The sequence below is a fragment of the Micromonospora sp. NPDC002717 genome (genome assembly GCF_040295705.1).
Lineage (GTDB): Bacteria > Actinomycetota > Actinomycetes > Mycobacteriales > Micromonosporaceae > Micromonospora.
In genome coordinates this window covers 133,545-148,268 of record NZ_JBEOVW010000010.1, presented here as the reverse complement: position 1 = coordinate 148,268, position 14,724 = coordinate 133,545, and the positions used below count along the sequence as shown (strand labels likewise).

At 76.8% G+C, this 14,724-nt stretch carries 13 protein-coding genes; 3 read left to right on the top strand and 10 right to left on the bottom strand.

Going from position 1 to position 14,724, the window contains the following annotated elements; genetic code table 11:
- Window positions 1-77: 77 nt before the first annotated feature.
- Window positions 78-950, bottom strand: a complete 873-nt coding sequence (locus tag ABT006_RS17370; protein WP_350707458.1) for an alpha/beta hydrolase family protein — start codon at window positions 948-950, stop codon at window positions 78-80.
- Between the two features lie 116 nt (window positions 951-1,066).
- On the opposite strand from ABT006_RS17370, the gene ABT006_RS17365 reads away from it, so the two are divergent.
- Entirely contained in the window at window positions 1,067-1,615 is a 549-nt protein-coding gene (locus ABT006_RS17365) for a CGNR zinc finger domain-containing protein (protein WP_350707457.1), read from the top strand.
- 161 nt (window positions 1,616-1,776) lie between these two features.
- Here the strand turns inward: ABT006_RS17365 and ABT006_RS17360 are convergent, their stop codons facing one another.
- Together ABT006_RS17360 and ABT006_RS17355 are read right to left on the bottom strand one after the other, a co-directional pair.
- Window positions 1,777-2,547 (bottom strand): DUF5995 family protein, encoded by a 771-nt coding sequence (locus tag ABT006_RS17360; protein ID WP_350707455.1) that lies wholly within the window; start codon window positions 2,545-2,547, stop codon window positions 1,777-1,779.
- A gap of 107 nt (window positions 2,548-2,654) precedes the next feature.
- A complete protein-coding gene (locus ABT006_RS17355) occupies window positions 2,655-5,549 on the bottom strand; it encodes a helix-turn-helix transcriptional regulator (protein ID WP_350707453.1) in 2,895 nt (964 codons plus the stop codon).
- Window positions 5,550-5,810: 261 nt separating this feature from the next.
- Here ABT006_RS17355 and ABT006_RS17350 point away from each other — a divergent pair, with 261 nt between their 5' ends.
- Entirely contained in the window at window positions 5,811-7,877 is a 2,067-nt protein-coding gene (locus tag ABT006_RS17350) for an AAA family ATPase (protein WP_350707451.1), read from the top strand.
- 109 nt (window positions 7,878-7,986) lie between these two features.
- A complete protein-coding gene (locus tag ABT006_RS17345; protein ID WP_350707449.1) occupies window positions 7,987-8,880 on the top strand; it encodes an aldo/keto reductase in 894 nt (297 codons plus the stop codon).
- Between the two features lie 147 nt (window positions 8,881-9,027).
- Here ABT006_RS17345 and ABT006_RS17340 read toward each other — a convergent pair whose 3' ends face one another.
- The 7 genes from ABT006_RS17340 to ABT006_RS17310 form a co-directional block, all read right to left on the bottom strand.
- Entirely contained in the window at window positions 9,028-9,594 is a 567-nt protein-coding gene (locus ABT006_RS17340; protein WP_350707447.1) for a dienelactone hydrolase family protein, read from the bottom strand.
- Window positions 9,595-9,652: 58 nt separating this feature from the next.
- Entirely contained in the window at window positions 9,653-10,762 is a 1,110-nt protein-coding gene (locus ABT006_RS17335) for a nucleotide disphospho-sugar-binding domain-containing protein (RefSeq protein ID WP_350707445.1), read from the bottom strand.
- Between the two features lie 72 nt (window positions 10,763-10,834).
- Window positions 10,835-11,242, bottom strand: a complete 408-nt coding sequence (paaI, locus tag ABT006_RS17330; protein WP_350707443.1) for a hydroxyphenylacetyl-CoA thioesterase PaaI — start codon at window positions 11,240-11,242, stop codon at window positions 10,835-10,837.
- A gap of 1 nt (window position 11,243) precedes the next feature.
- On the bottom strand, window positions 11,244-12,551 hold the full coding sequence (paaK, locus tag ABT006_RS17325) for a phenylacetate--CoA ligase PaaK (protein WP_350707441.1): 1,308 nt from the start codon (window positions 12,549-12,551) through the stop codon (window positions 11,244-11,246).
- Window positions 12,552-12,711: 160 nt separating this feature from the next.
- A complete protein-coding gene (locus tag ABT006_RS17320) occupies window positions 12,712-13,710 on the bottom strand; it encodes a zinc-binding dehydrogenase (protein ID WP_350707440.1) in 999 nt (332 codons plus the stop codon).
- Between the two features lie 58 nt (window positions 13,711-13,768).
- Window positions 13,769-14,209, bottom strand: coding sequence for a DUF6766 family protein (locus tag ABT006_RS17315; protein ID WP_350707438.1), 441 nt, complete (start codon window positions 14,207-14,209; stop codon window positions 13,769-13,771).
- Between the two features lie 86 nt (window positions 14,210-14,295).
- Window positions 14,296-14,724 (bottom strand): MarR family winged helix-turn-helix transcriptional regulator, encoded by a 429-nt coding sequence (locus ABT006_RS17310; RefSeq protein WP_350707436.1) that lies wholly within the window; start codon window positions 14,722-14,724, stop codon window positions 14,296-14,298.

Below are 14,724 nucleotides of genomic sequence, written 5' to 3'. Positions count from 1 at the left end.
GGGCACCCCCCGGGCCCGGCCGCCGTGCGACGACTTCGGCCGGGCGCCCCCGGGCCCGGCCGCCGTCGGCGCCGTCCTCAGCCGGCCAGTGCCAGCCGCCCGGCCAGCCAGGCCGCCCGGTCGTCCCGGGTGTCGGCGCCACCGAGGTCGTGCCGCGCACCCTCGTAGAGCGACACCCGGGCCTCCGGCGCGGCCGCCGCGAACGCGGCGCGGGTCGCCGGGCCGACGAACCGGTCCGCGCCGGCGAACTGGAGGTACGCGTCGTCGCCCAGCCGCCCCACCAGCTCCACCGGGTCCAGCCCGGCGAACACCGCCCGGTAGCCGGCCTTCTCCCCCTCGGGCAGGTCGAGCCAGTAGGTGTCGAACCAGTTCGCCCAGGTGGCGTCGGGCGCCACCAGCACCGCCGCGCGCAGCCCCGGCTCCCGCGCCGTCAGGGCGAGGGCGTACATCGCACCGTAGTCGTGGCCGGCCACCGCCGTCCGGTCGCGGTCCACCCCCGGCTCGGCGAGCAGCCGGGCGTACGCGCGCCGCACCGCGTCGACCTGCGCGGCGACCGACACCCGGTCCCGGGCGTCGCCGAGCGGGTCGGCGGTCCACGGGAAGGTCAACTGGGGCAGCACGGCCACCGCGCCGCGGCCGGCCAGCGCGGTCGCCTCGGCGAGGAACTCGGTGCGGTCCTGGTTGGCCGCGCCCGGCGCGTACCAGTGCAGGTGCAGCACGCCGGCGAGCGAGCCCGGGCGGGCCGGGCCGGCCGGCCGGACCACGTACGCCCGGACGGGCCGCTGCCCGGGCACCGCGATCTCGACGTCCCGGATCAGCACGCCCCGGGCGGCCGAGACGGCGGCGTCCGGGGCATCGGCGGGATCGCCGGCGCGGGCGCCCGAGGCGCCGGTGGGCGGCCCGGCGGCCAGCAGCAGGGCCGTCGACAGGAGTGCGGACAGTCGTCGCACATGCCACCTCCGTCAGTTGTTAAATCGCCTTTACACCTGACGACGTTAGGATGCGGACGGGCGATCGGTCAAGGTGGAGGTGCGGCGGGCATGGTGGCGACGCGACGGAGCGGGCGGTGAGCCCGGTCCCGCCCCTGGAGCCGGCGCTGCGGCTGGCGATCTCGCTGCTGCACAGCCACTGGGTGCTCCAGGAGCCGGCCGACCGGCTGACCGTCCCGGCCACCCGGGCCACCGCCCGCGAGCTGGGCTTCCCGGAGGTCGCGGCGAGCCTGCGCGACGACGACCTGCCGCACCTGCGGGCGCTGCGGGACCGGCTCCACGCGGTGTTCGCCGCGCCCGACCCGGCCGCCCGCGTGGCGACGCTCAACGCGGTGCTGGGCGAGGTCAGCGGCGGCATGACCGTCGAGGGGGACGCCGACGGCGGGCTGCGCGTCGCGCCGACGCCCGCTCCGGTGCCGGTCGGGCCGTTCGCCGCCCTGGTCACCGGGGCGCTGGCCCGCGCCCTGGTCATCGGCGGCGCCGACCGGTTCGGCGTGTGCGCGGCGCCCGGGTGCGGAGCGCCCTACCTGGACCGGACCAGGTCGGCCCGGCAGCGCTTCTGCTGCGAGCTGTGCACCAACCGGGCAGCCGCCGCGGCGTACCGCAGCAGGTCGAAACGCCCCTGACCGCGCCACCCGGCGCGGTCGGCGGCGCGCGCCCGACCGGCCTCGACGGATGGCGGGCGGCGACGGGCGGCCGTGCACGCGGGGCGGAGCGACCGGCGGCGCGGACGCGTCCCCGCGCTCCGCCGTGTGCCGGTGCGGAGCGCGGGGACCCCCCGTCCCGGCTACTGCAGGAACGCCCCGAGGGGCGAGAGCAGCAGCCGGCCGAGCGCCGCGGCGGTGTCGTCCAACCGCGCGCGCTCACACTCGTGGGCGGCCGGGTCGTGCCGGCACCGCCAGATCTTCTGCGCGTTGCGCCAGGCGACGTCGCGGGTGTATTCGACCAGTTCCCCCTGGTACCAGTCGTCGATGTCACCGTTGAGCATGTCGATGAGCAGCTGCCACCGCTCCAGGTAGCCGCGCCGCAGGCCGGGGATCTTGTCCGCGAAGATGTTGTTGATCTCGAGGTAGTCGCGGTGCTGCTCGGTGCCGTCGACCGGCTCCGACTCCAGGCTGTCGAACGTGGTCACCAGCGCGAACGGCAGGTCGAAGTTGATGTGCGCGTTCACCCCGGCGGCCGCCGACGGCAGCGGACGGGCGTCCGGCCCGCGCATCCGTTCGAACAGGCACGTCCAGGCCTTCGGCGTGCCCGGGCTGGAGTCGGTCCACAGCCGCATCGCGTCGAAGTAGCGCGCGGCGAACTCCACGTCGAGCCGCGACAGGAACACCGGGTCGGAGAACCGGTCGTCGTAGAGCCCGTTCAGCACGCTCTCGGTGATCGTCAGATAGAGCTTGTTGAAGTCGGCCAGCGGGCAGCTCGCCTCCAACGGAGGCAGCCGGACCAGCAGGTCCTGGAGCTTGGTGAGGTGGTCGACCACCGCCGGCACGTCGGCGGGGTGGTCGGCGAGCAGGTCGACGACGTCCCGATGCACCGGGCCCCACACCGGTTCCGTCATCTCTCCTCCACAGTGGTTCCCGGCACCCCGTGCCGTCGGCGACGCTGCACAGCCTGCCAGCCGACGACCGTCGGCCGGATCAGTAGAACGACGTATCCGTACGCGCGTCAGGCGGGCCGGTTACGCAGGAAGATGGCGCTGGCCTGCACCCGGGTGCGGACCTGGAGCTTGTCGAAGATGTGCGAGACGTGCACGCCGATGGTCCGTTCGCTGATGAACAGCCGCTGGCCGATCTCCCGGTTCGTCAGCCCCTCGGCGACGGCGGCGAGCACCTCCCGCTCCCGCGCGGTCAGCGCCGCCAACTCGTCGCCGTCCGGGCCGGCGGTCGGCTCGCCCGCGACCGGCCGGTCCTCCAGCGCCACCCGGGCCCGGCCCGCGAGGGTCCGGATCTCCGAGGTCAGCGGCACCGCGCCGAGCCCCTGCGCCACCTGGTACGCCTGCCGCAGCAGCTTGCCCGCCGTGGCGCTGCGCTTGCGCCGGGCCAGCAGCGCCTCGGCCTGCCGCAGCCGCGAGTAGGCCGCCGGGTAGGGGTGGAGGCGCCGGTCCCACTGCGCCACGGACCGGGCCCACAGCTCCGGATCGCTGCTCTCCAGGCGGCTCACCTCGGCGGCGCACAACGCCAGGAACCCGTCGACCACGTCGCGCACCGGGCGGGCCGCGTGCTCGCTCTTGCGAGCCACCCGGTCGGCCACCTCCCGCAGCCGCCGCACCGCGGTCTCGTCCACCGCGATCGTCCGGCTGGCGTGCGCCTCCGCCTCGGCCCGCAGGCCGTGCCACACCAGCGCGGCGAGGATGCCCACGTCGTCGGAGCGGCTCTCGGTCAGGCCGCGCTGCACCGCCTGCCGGGCGAGGTCGTGCCGGCCCTGCCACATGGCCAGCCCCGCCCGCAGCGTGAGCAACGGGATCACGTGCCGCGCCCCGCCGCCGGCGAGCACCGTGGCCACGGCGTCCAGGTCGCGGTCGGCGGCCGCGATGTCGCCGTAGCCCACCGACAGCCGGCAGCGGGCCAGCAGCAGCTCGACCGCGTCCGCGCCGGAGGGGCGGTGCCGCAGCGCCGCCGCGACGACCTTCTCGGCCTCCGCCCACTGGCCCACGCGGAACAGCCCGTTGGTGGCGATGGCCAGCAGCCGGGTCTCCCAGGTGCGGCCGAGGCCCAGCTCGGCCACCCGCTCGGCACCCCGGCGGGCGACGACGACGCCCTCCTCCAGCACGTTCAGCGGCCCGGTCAACAGCTCGGCCAGGTGCAGGTACGCGCAGGCCACGTCCTCGGGGCGGCCGGAGCGCTCGGCGGTCTCCAGCGCCCGGCGCATCACCGCCAGCCCGGCGTCCGGATCCTCCAGGTACGCCTCGGAGAACCCGAGGGCCGCGCTGGCCAGCACGACCTCCGACGTGGAGCCCTCGACCGCGGCGGACAGCTTCAGCGCCTCCCGGGCCCGCCGGCCGGCGTCGGCGTACCGGCCGAGGTGCAGCAGCAGCTCGGCCAGGTGGGCGGCGGCGGTGGCGCGTTCCCGGGGCGTGCAGTCGGCGGCCTCCAGGGCCCGCCGGTATTCCGCCTCGGCGAGCGCCGACCGGCCGGCGGCGGCCAGGTAGCGGGCCCGCCGGATGTGCAGCGCACAGGTCGACCGGTCGGCGCCGGAGCCGGCCAACTCCTCGATCAGGGTCAGCGCGCGGGCGTGCTCGCCGCAGTGGTGGGCGGCTTCGGCGGCGCGCTCCAGCAGGGTCACCCGGTCCACGTCCAGCGGACCCATGCCGGGCGAGCCGGCCAGCTGCAACGCCACCGACCAGTGCCGGTGCGCCTCGGCCCAGCCGTGCAGCCGCTCGGCCTCCCGGGCCGCCGCCGTCGCCGCCGGCAGCGCCCGCGCCGGCTCACCGGCCAGTCGCCAGTGGTGCGCCAGGCGGGCCTGGTGCAGCTCCGCCGGGGCCGAGGTGAGCGCCTCGGCGTAGCGGCGGTGCAGGGCGGCCCGTTCGGCGGGCAGCAGCTCGTGCTCCAGCACCTCGGCGACCAGCCGGTGCCGCAGCCGGTAGCCGTCGTCCGCGCCCACCAGCAGCCGGTGCGCGACGGCCGCGCGGACCGCCTCGATCAGCTCGTCCTCGGGCAGCCGCGTCACCCGCGCCAGCAGCCAGTGCTCCACCGGCTCGACGCCGGCCGCGACCGCGTGCACCACGGCGTGCGCGTGCTGGGGCAGCGCGTCGACCCGGGCCAGGAAGATCTCGCGCAGCGTGTCGGAGAGGCCGTCCCGGCCGTCGCGCAGGTCGCGGGCCAACTCCTCCACCACGAACGGGTTGCCGCCGCTGCGCCGCCACACCAGCTCCGCCGCCTCAGGCGCGAGCGGTCGGCCGACCACGGCGGCGGCGAGCTGGTCGGTGCCGGCCCGGTCCAACGGGACCAGGTCGAGCACCCGCACCGAGCGCAGCCGACGCAGCTCGGTGAGCACCCGGCGCAGCGGGTGCGCGCCCTGCAACGACTCGGCCCGCACCGCGGCGAGCACGGACAACTGGAGGTCGCCGAGGCCGGCGAGCAGATAGAGCAGCAGCTGCCGGGTGCTGCGGTCGACCCACTGGAGGTCGTCCAGCACGAGCACCAGCGGACGCCCCTCGGCGATCAGGTGCAGCCCCCGGGAGACCCGCTCCAGCAGCGCCCCGGCGCCGTCCGGGCCGGCGGTCTCGTCGGCGAACATCTGCAGGAGGCCGCGGACGGCCGAGGACGTCCGGGCGTGGGAGCCGGTCAGCTCGGCGTCGAAGCGGCGCAACGCCTGCAACAGCGGGTGCAGCGGCGACGCGTCGCCGATGTCCAGACAGGAGCCGGTGAGCACCAGGGCGCCCGCGTCGCGCAGCCGGGCGCCCACCTCGCGCAGCAGCCGGCTCTTGCCCACGCCGCTCTCGCCGGTGAGGAAGACGGCGGCGGTGTGCCCCTGCGCGACCTCGTCGAGCAGCGCGGACCGTACCGTCGTCACCAGGTCGGCCCGGCCGACGAGCGGTGCGGCGTCCACATCGCTGGCCATGGCACGCAGCCTAGTCACCCGTCCGCGCACCGTTCTACGGGTCTTCTGCCCCTGTGGTACTCGTCGCGTCGACATTGCGACCGGAGGTTGCGGCCGGCCGACATACGTCGTTCTGCAGATCCCCCGTCGGCCCACAGGTGACAGTCTCCGAGGCGTCGGCAGGCAACGGGGGGAAAGGCGGGTGCGATGCCCATGCTCACCATCGTCGCCGGTCCGCAACGTGTCGCGTCGGCAGGCTGGCCGGTGCCGGAGGAGAGACGCATGGTCACCGTGCTGTTCGCCGACATCGTCGGGTCGACCGCGCTCGTCGACCGGCTCGACCCCGAGGACGTACGGGCCCTGCAGCGCGCCTACTTCGCCACCGTCGCCGGGGTGCTGCGCCGGTGGCACGGGGTGGTCGAGAAGTACGTCGGCGACGCGGTCATGGCGCTGTTCGGGGCGCGCGAGTCCGACGGGTTCGACGCGTACCGGGCGGTGCGGGCGGCGCTGGACATCCAGCGGGCCCTCGACCGGCGTCCCGTGCCCGGCGCGCCGCGGCTGCGGGTCCGGGTCGGGGTGGCCACGGGCGAGGCGCTGGTGGACCTCGCCGCGACACACGACGGCGGGCACGGCGCGGCCAGCGGCGCGGTGACCACCACCGCCGCCCGGTTGCAGGAGTACGCCCCGCCGGGCGGCGTGGCGCTCTGCGCGGCCACCCACCGGGCCACCGTGGGGCTGATCGACCAGCGCCGCGTGCCGCCGGTGGCCCTCGCCGGCAAAGCGCTGCCGGTGGACGTGTGGCACGCCACCGGCGCCACCCGGCCGGCCCCGACCCCGCACGAGGGCCCGCTGGTCGGGCGACGGCGGGAACTGGCGACCGCCCGGGACCTGATCGTCCGCGCCGTGCGGGACCGCAGCCCGCGCTGGCTGTCGCTGGTCGGTCCCGCCGGCAGCGGGCGCAGCCGGCTGCTGCACGAGCTGCGGCGCGCCGTCCCGACCGTGGACGACGTGCCGGTGCGCTGGTGCGTCGCGCACTGCCCGCCGTGCCCGGAGGCCCTGGCGCCCGTCGCCGACCTGGTGCGTGGGGCCGCCGGCCTCCGCGCGAACGACCCACCTGCGGTCGTACGCCGTCGGCTCGCCGCCGCCCTCGCGGGCCTGGTGCCGCCCGCCGGCCTAACCGAGACGGTGTCCGCGCTGGAAGGACTCCTGGCAAGTCCGGACGCCACCCGCGAGGCCGCGCGGGGCGCCGAGGTGGCGCGGGAGGTGCTGCTGTCGCTCGCCGCCCGGGAGCCGCTGGTGGTGGCGGTGGACGACCTCGACCGGGCCACCGGGGAGCTGCACCGCTTCCTGCACCGGCTCTTCGCGGCGGCCACCGCCCGGTCCCTGCCGCTGGCGGTCGTGGCGCTGCACCGTCCCGAGTGGGCGGACGTGCTGCCCGGGGCCCGGGACCGCCGGCACCGGCTGGACGTGCCGCCGCTGCGCCCGGTGGAGACCGGCCGGCTGCTGCGTCACCTGCTGCGCCGGGCCGACCGGCCGGCGGCGGCGGCCGCGCGCCTGCTGCCGCTGGTCGAGGGCAACCCCGGCCGGGCCGCCGCGTACGTGGCGTCGCTCGACGTGGCATCGCTCGACGTGGCGCCGACCGCGTTGCTGCCGGTGCCCGAGTCGGTGCGCCGGGAGGTGGACGCCCGGCTGGACCGCCTCGACGGCGTCCGGCGGGCGGCGCTGACGGCGGTGGCGGCCCTCGGCGTCGCGGCCCTCGGCGCGGGGGTCACCGCGTCGGCGGTGGGGCGCCTGCTCGGCTGGTCGCCCGCCCGGGCGGCGCCGGAGCTGCGGGCCCTCGCCGCCTCGGGCCTGCTGGTCGGCCGCGCCGGCGGCGGGTACGCGGTCGCCGACCCGGTGCTGCGCGAGGTCGCGTACGCCCGGCTGCCGAGGGCGGTGCGGGCCGCGATCGCCGGGTGGGCCGGGCAGCCGTCGGATGCGGTGGCGCCGGCTCGCCGGCTCGCCGCGGCGGCCGTACCCGTGTCGGAGGCCGCCCCGTCCTCCGCCGCGCCCGTCGGCCCGGTCGGCGCGCGCGCCGTCGGTCGGCAGCCGCTCGCCGGCCCCGCCACCACCTCCGGCGCCCCCCGGCCGACCGGGTCGGGCTTGGCCCACGCACGCGCGCGGACGGACCGGGCAGGACGTTCCGGGGCCGTCCGGGTGGTGGACCCATCCGGGTGGGCGGCCGACCCTGGCGCGCCCGTCGGACGCGACCGCGCCCCGTCGGCCGGGCCGGCACGGTCGGACTGGCGGAAGCGCCGCGAATGGAGGTCGACGTGGGGGCTGCCGCGCGGGGCGCCGGCGGCGGCGTGACGGAGGGGCCGTCTCTCCCCCACGATCCACATTAAGCCGGTTCCGGCCCCGGCGGTATCGGGCGGCTGACCGAGTGCGCGGGCCGGGTCCCCTTGGCTAGCTTCGTCCGATGCCTGTCGAAGAGATCACCGCCTCCGCCGCCGGCACCTGGACCCTGGGCGACCGCACCGTGCACCGGATGGGCTTCGGATCGATGCGGCTGACCGTCGACCCGGACCGGGCGCGCGCCGTCCGCGTCCTGCGCCGGGCGGTCGAGCTGGGCGTCAACCACATCGACACCGCCGCCTTCTACGTCTCGCCGGGCGGGCCGCTCGGCGTCGGCACCGGCCCGCGCCGGTACGCCACCGAACTCATCCGGGAGGCGCTCGCGCCATACCCGGACGACCTGGTCATCACCACGAAGGTCGGGCCGTCGTTCGACGCGGCGAACCGGCACCGGGAGCTGACCCCGGCCGAGCTGCGCCGGGAGGTGGAGGAGAACCTGCGCCGCCTCGGCCGGGACCACCTGGACGTGGTCAACCTGCGGATCGTCCGGCGCGAGGGGCGGGACTCGGTGGCGGAGCGCTTCGCCGCCCTCGCCGAACTGCGCGACGCCGGGCTGATCCGGCACCTCGGCCTGTCCAACGTGCGGGTGGACCACCTGGACGAGGCGCAGGCCGTCGCGCCGGTGGTCTGCGTGCAGAACGCGTACGCCCTCGACGCGAACCGGTGGGCCGACGACCTGCTGCGGGTCTGCGGCGAGCGCGGGGTGGCCTTCGTGCCGTTCTTCGCGATCGCCGGCGCCGGGCGGGAGGCGGGCGCGACCGGCGAGCACGACGACGCGGTGCGCGCGGTGGCCCGCGCCCACGGGGTGACCCCGCATCAGGTCCGCCTGGCCTGGACGCTGCACCGGGGGCGGCACGTGCTGGCCATCCCCGGCACCGGCGACCCGGAGCACCTGGCGCAGAACGTGGCGGCCGGCGCGATCCGGCTCTCCGCCGACGACCTGGCCCGCCTCGGCTGAGGGCCCGGCCGGCGCGGCCCGCCTCGGCTGAACGGCCCCGTCGGGCTCGGCTGGGCGGAGCGGTCTGGCCCGCCTCGGCTGGCGGAGCGGTCTGCTCCGGCCCGGGGCGGCTCAGCGGGCCGGCAGCCCCGCCCCGCATGAGTCCGGTCAGCGGTCGGCGAGGAAGGCGATGGCCCGCTCCCAGGTCTGCGCGGCGGCCGTCGCGTCGTGGTCGGGCAGGTACGGGTCGGTGTAGAGGTGCCCGACGCCGGGATAACGGTGGACGGACAGCTCCGCGCCGGCGTCGGTCATCGCCCGCCGCCACTGCGCGACCTCCGGCTCCGCGTCGTAGTCGTCCGGGTCGCCGAGGTGCAGCTGCACCGGCAGGCCCGGCCGGACCGACTCCGGCTCGCCGCCGACGCCGGAGAGCAGCAGCAGCGCCGCCGCGTCGGGGCGCTCGGCGAGCATCGCGCCGGCCACCCCCGCGCCCATCGAGAAGCCGGCCAGCACCGCGTCGGCCGGCGCCCCGCGCAGGGCCTCCCGGGCCCGGTCCAGCACGGCCTCCTGGCCGATCTTGCGGAGCAGGGCGAAGCCGTCCTCCACCGTGTCCGCGGCCGGCGCGCCGTAGAGGTCGGGCGTGACGACCGTGTGCCCGGCGGCGCGCAGCCGGTCGGCGGCGGTCAGCACGGCCGGCCGCAGCCCGTAGACGGAGTGAAACAGCACGACATGTCCCATGGCGGCATCCTGCCCCACGCCCCCGACCGGAACGGGCCGCCGCGCGGGCGCGACGGCGTCAGACCAGCGACTCCAGCCGCCGCACCAGCTCCGCCGGCCCCGGCATCGCGGCGATCTCGGCGCTGACCTGCCTCGCCGCGTCGCGCAGCGCCGGATCGCCGACCAGCCGGGTCAGGGTGTCGGCGGTGATGTCGCGGGCCCGGACCGCGATTCCTGCGCCGCGCGCCGCCACCAGCTCGGCGTTGTGCCGCCGGTCGCCGGGCCCGACGGTGGCCAGCTGCGGCACCCCCGCGGTCAGCGCGGTGAAGACGCTGCCCGCGCCGCCGTGGTGGACCAGCGCCGCGCTCGCCGGCAGGGCCTCGGCGAGCGGGATCCAGTCGACGGTGCGCACGTTGCCGGGCAGCGCCCGGCGGGCCAGCCGCGCGTCCGGGCGGACCAGGACGAACTCGGCGTCGACCCGGTCGGCGGCGGCGACGACCGCCGGCATCGGCCCGGCGCTGCCGGGGCCGGCGACGGTGCTGCGGCTGACCAGCACCCGCGGGCGCTCCCCCGGCTCGCGCAGCCAGCCCGGCAAGTCGCCGCCGCCGGCGTGGGCGGCGTAGCGCATGGGCCAGCCGTCCTGGTGCCGCACGCTGGGCGGGGCGACGGCGATCGCGGCGGCCGGGGGCGGCAGCTCCGTCAGGCCGTGCCGGCGCAGGGCCCCGCCCAGGCGCGCGAGGGTGACCCGGACCAGCTCCCGGCCGTCGAAGAGGGCGTTCTCCTGGCGTACGGCGGGCACGCCGCGCGTCGCGGCGGCGAGCGCCCCGGCCACCGCGAACGGCTCGTGGATCACCAGGTCGGGCTTCCACCGCGCGGCGACGGCGACCACCCCGTCGGCGATCTGGTCGTTGACCGCGCCGAAGAGCAGTGCCGCGCCCCGGGTGCCGGCCGTGCCGGCCAGCTCGGCCCGGGCGATCAGCGGATGGCGCAGCATGACGCCCCGGGCGATCCGGCCGAAGTCGAACGCCGGCGCGACATCACGCACCGGCAGCCCGGACTGCTCCGCCCGCAGGCCGTCGGCGGCGGTGGCGACGAGCACCTCGTGCCCGGCATCGCGCAGCGCGGCGGCCAGCGGCAGCAGGGGGAAGACGTGCCCGATCAACGGCGCGGAGACCACCAGCACTCGCACCGCCCGATGCTAGCCGCGCCGGTAACGCCCGTGGGGGCGGCGAGGTCGGACGCATCGGCGCCGGCGCGAGGCTCAGCCGGCGGGCGGCGGCAGGGTGCGGCTGCGGCCCCGGAACTCGGCGACCACCTCGCCGCCGTCGCGGGTGACGGTGACGTCGTAGATGCCGCTGCGGCCGTAACGGGTGCGCTCGGTGGCGCGGGCGGTCAGCAGGTCGCCCTCGCGGGCGGGACGGACGAAGGTGATCTCGCCGCCGGCCGCGACGGTGACCGGACCGTGGCTGTTGCAGGCCAGCGCGAAGGCGGTGTCGGCGAGCAGGAAGACGAAGCCCCCGTGGGCGATCGCGTGGCCGTTGACCATCGCGCCGGTCACCCGCATCCGGGCCACCGCCGCCCCGTCGGCGGCGTCCACCAGCTCGATGCCGAGCCCCTTCGACGCCGCGTCGGCGTCGAACATGTCGTACGCGGCGTTGCGCCCCGCCATGTCAGCCGCCCCGCCGCTGGTCGACGATCCGCCGCATCTTGCCCATCGACCGCTCCACCCCGTCCGGGGCGACCACCTCGACCGCCACGCTCACTCCGATCGTGTTCTTGACCAGCCCGACCAGCGCCCCGCCGGCCCGCTCGGCGGCCTCGACGGCCACCCCCGCCCGCCGCTCCACCCGGACGGTCAGCGTGTCCATCCGCCCCTCCCGCCCGAGGACGCACTGGAAGTGCGGCGAGAGCTGCGGCGTACGCAGGATCAGCTCCTCGATCTGGGTGGGGAAGACGTTCACCCCGCGCACGATCATCATGTCGTCGCTGCGCCCGGTGATCTTCTCGATCCGGCGCATCGGGCGGGCGGTGCCGGGCAGCAGCCGGGTCAGGTCGCGGGTCCGGTAGCGGACGACCGGCATGGCCTCCCTCGTGAGCGAGGTGAGCACCAACTCGCCGCGCTCGCCGTCGGGGAGCACCTCCCCGGTGACCGGGTCGACGATCTCCGGATAGAAGTGGTCCTCCCACAGGTGCGGCCCGTCCTTGGTCTCCACGCACTCGTTGGCCACGCCCGGGCCCATCATCTCGGAGAGGCCGTAGACGTCCACGGCGTGCATGTCGAGGCGCTGTTCCATCTCCCGGCGCATGTCCTCGGTCCACGGCTCCGCGCCGAAGACACCGACCTGGAGCGAGGTGGCGCGCGGGTCGATCCCCTGCCGCTCCATCTCGTCCACGATCGCGAGCATGTAGCTGGGGGTCACCATGATGACCTCCGGCTCGAAGTCCCGGATCAGCATCACCTGACGTTCGGTCATCCCGCCGGAGACGGGGATGACGGTGCAGCCCAGTTCCTCCGCGCCGTAGTGCGCGCCGAGCCCGCCGGTGAACAGCCCGTAGCCGTACGCGACGTGCACGCGGTCGCCGGGGCGGCCGCCGGCGGCCCGGATCGACCGGGCCATCAGCCGGGCCCAGGTCCGCAGGTCGTCGGCGGTGTAGCCGACCACCGTCGGCCGGCCGGTGGTGCCGGAGGAGGCGTGCAGCCGGGCGATGCGTTCGCGCGGCACGGCGAACATGCCGAACGGGTAGTTCTCCCGCAGTTCCGCCTTGCCGGTGAACGGGAAGCGGGCCAGGTCGGCCAGGTCCCGGCAGTCGTCGGGGTGCACCCCGGCGGCGTCGAAGGCGCGGCGGTAGTGCGGCACGTTGTCGTACGCGTGCCGCAGCGACCAGCGCAGCCGCTCCCGCTGCACCGCCCGCAGCTCGTCGACGCTCGCTCGCTCGATCGGCTCCAGGTCCTCGGGGCGCGGGGTGCGGTCCTGCATCGGTGCCTCCTGCACGTCACGCTGGCGCGGCGGCGGGGGTCGCGTACCGACACGTCCGGGTCGCCCCGGAACCGGGCCGCCCCGCCCGCCGATCTTGGTACCGTACGCCGGTCGGCGGCGCGGCACCACCGGCGGCCGGGACGGCCGGCGGGCCCGGCGGTCAGACGGTGAGCAGCGTCTTGCCGATCGCGGCACGCTCCTCGATCGCCCGATGGGCGTCGGCGGCCCGGTGCAACGGGAAGGTCTGGCCGACCAGGGGCGCGATCCGCCCCGCCGACGTGGCGTCGAGCGCGGCCCGCAGGTGCCGGCGCGCCTGCTCGGGGGTGAACTGGACGTCGCCGATGCCGGTGACGGTGATGCCCCGGGCGCGCGCGGCCTCGGCGGCGGGCACCGCGAACTCCCCGGCCGGGGTGCCGTGCGCGGAGAACCGGCCGCCGTCGCGCACCAGGTCGAACGCCGTCCGGCCGTAGTCGCCGCCGGCGCCGTCGAAGACGACGTGCGGGCCGTCCGTCGCGGCCCGGACCCGCAGCGTCCAGTCCGGCTCGGCGTAGTCCACCACGACGTCGGCGCCCAGCCGGCGCAGCGCGTCGAGCTTGGCCGCGCCCCGGGCCGCCGCGACGACGAACCCGCCCCGGGCGCGGACCTCCTGTACGAGCAGCACGCCGAGGCCGCCGGCGGCGGCGGTGACCAGCACGTGGTCCCCGGGACGGACCGGCACCAGGTCGAGCAGGCCGAACGCGGTCGTCCCGTCGTGCAGCAGCGCCGCCGCGTCCGGCAGGGAGACCCCGTCGGGCACCGGCACCAGCCCCTCGGCGGGCACCACGGCGCGTTCCAGGTAGCCGCCCCGCTCGTCGGTCCTGGTGACCACCCGCCGGCCGGTCCAGCCCGGGTCGACCCCCGCGCCGACCGCGCCGACGGTGCCGGCGACCCCGACCCCCGGCCGGTACGGCGGCCGGACGGGGAAGTACTCGCCGCCCCGCCCGCGCCGGATCATCGTCTCCACCCAGAGCACGTCCGCGACGGACACCTCGACCACGACCTCGTCCGGGCCGGGCACCGGCTCCGGGGCCTCGGTCAGGGCCAGCACCTCCGGCCCGCCGAACGTCGCCACCTCGATCACCCGCACGTCACCCTCCACATCGCTCGCCGACGTGGTCAAGCCTCTGAGGTGAAGCCGGGTTGAGGTCAACGGGCGGCGTCGTGGCGCCGCCCACACGTCACGGGTTCTCCGGGTCCAGGTCGCGCTCGCGCAGCAGCGCGTCCAGCTTGGCTTCGATCCGCTCGTCGGACTCGCGGGACTGGGAGGAGCCCCAGTAGTAGAACAGGGCCAGGCCGGCGGCCTGCCAGATCAGCTGGAGGAACTCGGACTGCCAGTTCTCGAAGGTGGAGGCGAGGAACTGCGGCAGGAAGTCCGCCCAGGCGAAGGACTGGCCGTGCTGGCTCGCCTCGTTGCCCTCCGCCACCGCCTGGAAGACGAACTGGCCGATCCAGGAGAACAGGAACAGCGCCCCGGTCACCAGCGCGAACGCGTACGCCCGGGGCCAGCGCGGCTTGCGGAACGGCGGCCCCCCGGCCCGCCTGGCGTTGCGGCGCGGACCTCCCCCGTCGGGCGCTGGACCGGCCGGACGCACGTGGGCTGGCGTCGTCGTATCCGCCATCACGACCCCCTCTCGACAATCCCCTGTCGGGCATGTGCCCCGGCTCGGCGCTGCCGAAACGGCGGGTCGGCGTGGCGTGCGGCGGGTCAGCGGGACGCCGGGAGCCGGTGCAGCGCGTCGACCAGCGGGGCGAGCTCCGGTGCGGCCTCGGCCTCGGCCAGCGCCTCGGCCAGCACCCGGTCGTGGGTGGGCCGGGCCTGGGCGAGCAGCTCACACTCGGCGGGGGTGAGCTCGGTGTAGATGCCGCGCCGGTCGTCGGCGCAGAGGACCCGGGTGAGCAGGCCGCGGTCCGCCAGGCGGGTGACCAGCCGGGTGGTGGCGCTGTCGGAGAGCGCGGCGGCCCGGGCCAGCTGCCGCATCCGCATGTGCCAGCCGTCCTGACGGGAGAGCGCGTCGAGCACCGTGTACTCGACCACGGAGAGCTGGTGCCCGGCCTGGAGCGCGCGTTCCAGGGACGCCTCGATGAGGCCGTGCAGCGCGGCGAGGGTGCGCTTGCGATCTTCTCGCTGTTGCAA

Excerpts from the sequence above, each read along its gene's own strand:
- ABT006_RS17360 (WP_350707455.1), bottom strand. The coding sequence starts at position 2,547 with ATGACGGAACCGGTGTGGGGCCCGGTGCATCGGGACGTCGTCGACCTG.
- ABT006_RS17355 (WP_350707453.1), bottom strand. The coding sequence starts at position 5,549 with ATGGCCAGCGATGTGGACGCCGCACCGCTCGTCGGCCGGGCCGACCTG.
- ABT006_RS17350 (WP_350707451.1), top strand. The coding sequence starts at position 5,811 with ATGGTCACCGTGCTGTTCGCCGACATCGTCGGGTCGACCGCGCTCGTC.
- ABT006_RS17345 (WP_350707449.1), top strand. The coding sequence starts at position 7,987 with ATGCCTGTCGAAGAGATCACCGCCTCCGCCGCCGGCACCTGGACCCTG.
- ABT006_RS17340 (WP_350707447.1), bottom strand. The coding sequence starts at position 9,594 with ATGGGACATGTCGTGCTGTTTCACTCCGTCTACGGGCTGCGGCCGGCC.
- paaI (WP_350707443.1), bottom strand. The coding sequence starts at position 11,242 with ATGGCGGGGCGCAACGCCGCGTACGACATGTTCGACGCCGACGCGGCG.
- paaK (WP_350707441.1), bottom strand. The coding sequence starts at position 12,551 with ATGCAGGACCGCACCCCGCGCCCCGAGGACCTGGAGCCGATCGAGCGA.
- ABT006_RS17315 (WP_350707438.1), bottom strand. The coding sequence starts at position 14,209 with ATGGCGGATACGACGACGCCAGCCCACGTGCGTCCGGCCGGTCCAGCG.